This window comes from Archangium sp. (genome assembly GCF_036388035.1).
Classification (GTDB): Bacteria; Myxococcota; Myxococcia; order Myxococcales; family Myxococcaceae; genus Archangium.
Genome location: NZ_DASVSO010000392.1, coordinates 1 through 3,321, shown reverse-complemented (window position 1 = coordinate 3,321; position 3,321 = coordinate 1). Strand labels below are relative to the sequence as shown.

Below are 3,321 nucleotides of genomic sequence, written 5' to 3'. Positions count from 1 at the left end.
AGTCAGCCATTCCGACAAGGATTGGAAGGCCAGAAGCCTCGGAGCGCAGTCCCCAGCTTTGGAATAAGGCGTTTTCTTGTCCCGGGCGCCTCCTGCAAGTCCTTCCAGAAGGCACCCGCTCCTACACCTTGAAAGGGGTGGGCATCAGACCCGATGAAGGGGTGCCCCCGTCCTGCTCCTCTGGCACCAGGGAGCGTGACGGTATGCGCTGACCGGCATCAACGGCGGGAAACTCACCCCCGGAGGTCGGACAACCCTGTCCTCCGGCGTCAGGCGTTTCCGCGTAGAGAGGCTGGTCAGGCTGACCATCGAATACGCGCCGGAGGATACGACCCTCCGCGCTGATGGCGTAGGTCACTCCTGTATCCAGTGCCACATACTGCAAGCCACAGAACTCAAGGTTCTCGTCGATTCGAACGAAGATGATGTTGCCCTGACGAATGACTCGATAGCGATGAGCCTCCTGTGTCTTCACACAGGGCCGTTTCCCGTTGCCAGGGGGGAGGAAATCATTGGCGGCCCTCATGACGGCGCGAAGAACCACTCCGTCCAGTTCGTAGGCCGCACCGCCCGCCCCAACCTCGACAGCGGAGTGCTCGAAGAATCTTGGGAAGACGATCGATCTGTCGTTCTCCACCGGCACCGGGCGCTGAGGCAGCACGCAACTGGCGAGGATGACAGCAAGCCCAAGGGTCAGGTTTTTCGTCCTCATGGAGCACCCTTCACACGAGTTCCCGCAGGCGCCATCCTATTTCGGGTCAAAGCGGAACTCTGTCTTGCTGATCCAGGTAACGGTGCCAGCATTCTCCCGGCGCCACTTGCCTTGCCCATCAGGTGTCCACTTCACCACCTCATTGTTTCCCATGCCGTACTCGAAGAAGCCATCACACGCGGTAGGGTTCGAAGCATAGGAGTTGGAGAAGAAGGCGACGATGCCGACGGGAATCTTCCCTTCCTTCGTTTCAACGAACTCGCCATGAATCCTCGCTACTTTGGCAATGGCAGCGATGTCCTTTCGGGAGAGCTGGGTGGGGACAGCGGGGTGGTTGTGGAGGACGTAGACGTGCCTGAGGCGTTGTAGCGGGTATCGCTTGTCGTTCACGAAAGCGGGCATGCTGCAACCTCTCTCACCCTGAGCATCCGGAGGACTCGTGACAGTGCTCTCCACCAGCATGCTCATTTCGAATTTTTCGTCGGGTGTGTAGTACAGCCAAGCGCAATATTCGGTTGAGGCTCTCCAGCGCGGCTCGAAGCTCATGTCCTCTTGAGGGCCGGCGGTTGCTCGGGGCTGTGACAGAATCAACGGGCAGGCCGCGAGGATCGCATCCCAGGAAGACTCGAACGACCCGAAGTCTGGCATGGGTCCTTCAAGGCTCTCGGGAGGGTTTTCCGGATCGAGACGCAAAACACCTGGAGGGAGTCTGGAAGGGACGCAGCCCCAAGCGACCCACACCACGAAAAACCACTGGACCCGCCTGCTTGCACTCATGAGGTTTCATCCAGCGTACTTCCCAGGAGAGCAGGCGGGCAACGAGGGGCCTCATCCCTCCGAATCCTCCGACACGTTCATGGACGCTGCGACTCTGGCCCTCTGTCCAGGCAGGCAAACACCCCGCTCCCAACAAGTCGCCTGACGCTTCTCCCGACGCCTGCCTGCCCCTCTGCTCACCCGGGCGGCTAGCAGGCCCCACGGCCGCTTCCAGTCAAGGGAAGGCAGGGGCGTCGTGCGGCGGCGGCGAGCTTAGTTTTGAGGAAGAGCTTCGCAAGCGAGGGGAGTGCACATGCCCGCAGGGGGTGAGCGGAAGGACGAGCCGCAGTCCAAGGTCGCATTGAGCGAGGACGAGGAGCGCTTCCGGCTCCTCATCGACAGCCTGCAGGACTACTCCGTCTTCCCGCTGTCGGTGGACGGGCGGGTGAGCAACTGGAACCTGGGCGCCGAGCGTCTCAAGGGGTACACGACGCAGGAGGCCCTCGGCCTGCACATCTCGCGCTTCTTCCCCGAGGAGGAGAACGCGGAGCGCGTGTCGGAGCGCATTCTCAAACGGGCGGAAGCCGATGGACGCGCCGAGTACGAGGGGTGGCTCGTGCGCAAGGACAAGTCGCAGTTCTGGGGCACTGTCGTGGTGAGCGCCATGCGCGACCAGACGGGGCATCTGCGTGGCTTCTCCAACGTCGCCAGGGATCTCACCGAGCGCAAGAAGGTGGAGAAGGCGCAGGCCTTCCTCGCCGAGGCGGGCGAGGTCCTCACCGGCTCACTCGAGTACGAGCGGACGCTGCAGAAGATCGCCCAGCTGGCCGTCCAGGGCATGGCCGACTGGTGCACCGTGGCCATTCAGGGCGCCCACGGACTGGCGGTGCTGTCCGTCGCGCACGCGGACCCGGCGCAGGAGCCCAAGACCCGAGAGCTCATCCGCGTGTTGCCCTCGCAAGAGCCGAAGCTGACGCGGGGCCTCGGGCACGTGGTGCGCACGGGGCAGTCCGAGCTCTGCCCTGACACGCTCGAGGCCGCCTGGGTGCGGACCGCGCTCGGGGTGGACACCCCGGAGCGCCTCATGGCGCTGGGGGCGCGCTCGTACATGTGCGTGCCGCTCAAGGCCCGCGGGGACACCTTCGGCGCCATCACCTTCGTGTCGGTGACGCCGGGCAGGAGCTACGGCCCGGTGGACCTCGCGCTCGCGGAGGAGCTCGCCCGCAGGGCGGGTCTCGCGATGGACAACGCGCGGCTCTTCCGCGAGGCGCGGCAGGCGCTCAAGGCACGCGACGAGTTCCTCTCCATGGCGTCGCATGACCTGCGCTCCCCCCTGACGTCGCTGCGCCTGCAACTCCAGGCCGTGCGCAGGGACATTCAGCCGCGCGGCGACGCGCCGCGCTCCCCGGAGAAGCTGGCCGCCCGGCTGGAGTCGATGGAGCGGCAGACGGACCGCATGCTCCACATGATGGACGCCCTGCTGGACATCACCCAGATGACGGCGGGTCGGCTCGAGCTCAAGCGCCAGAAGCTGGACCTCGTCGAGCTGGTGCGCGGCTCCGTGGCCACGCTCGACGAGGAGCTACGTCAGTCCGGCGTCCAGGTCCGGATCCACGCGGAAGGCCCGGTCGAGGGGATGTGGGATCACCTGCGGCTCGAGCAGGTCGTCGACAACCTGCTCTCCAACGCGGTGAAGTACGGAAAAGGCCTGCCCGTGGAGTTGACGGTGTCCACGAATGGCACCACGGCGAAGCTCGTGGTCCGGGACCAGGGCGTGGGCGTGGCTCCCGAAGACCAAGGGCGGCTCTTCGATCGCTTCGAGCGCGTGAAGCTCGACCGGAACGTCACCGGAT

General features: G+C 64.7%; 3 protein-coding genes. 1 reads left to right on the top strand and 2 read right to left on the bottom strand.

The window, feature by feature from the left end; translation table 11 throughout:
* Nucleotides 1-121 precede the first annotated feature (121 nt).
* Together VF697_RS15935 and VF697_RS15930 are read right to left on the bottom strand one after the other, a co-directional pair.
* Complete coding sequence (locus tag VF697_RS15935; protein WP_331095848.1) at nt 122-712, bottom strand: hypothetical protein; 591 nt, start codon at nt 710-712, stop codon at nt 122-124.
* A 36-nt stretch (nt 713-748) separates the two neighbouring features.
* On the bottom strand, nt 749-1,258 hold the full coding sequence (locus tag VF697_RS15930; protein ID WP_331095846.1) for a hypothetical protein: 510 nt from the start codon (nt 1,256-1,258) through the stop codon (nt 749-751).
* A gap of 523 nt (nt 1,259-1,781) precedes the next feature.
* On the opposite strand from VF697_RS15930, the gene VF697_RS15925 reads away from it, so the two are divergent.
* Nucleotides 1,782-3,321 (top strand): PAS domain S-box protein (locus VF697_RS15925; RefSeq protein WP_331095844.1); only part of this gene is annotated, 1,540 nt, incomplete at its 3' end.

Bases quoted from the DNA above. Each gene is read 5' to 3' on its own strand.
- VF697_RS15935 (WP_331095848.1), bottom strand. From the start codon at position 712: ATGAGGACGAAAAACCTGACCCTTGGGCTTGCTGTCATCCTCGCCAGT.
- VF697_RS15930 (WP_331095846.1), bottom strand. From the start codon at position 1,258: ATGAGCTTCGAGCCGCGCTGGAGAGCCTCAACCGAATATTGCGCTTGG.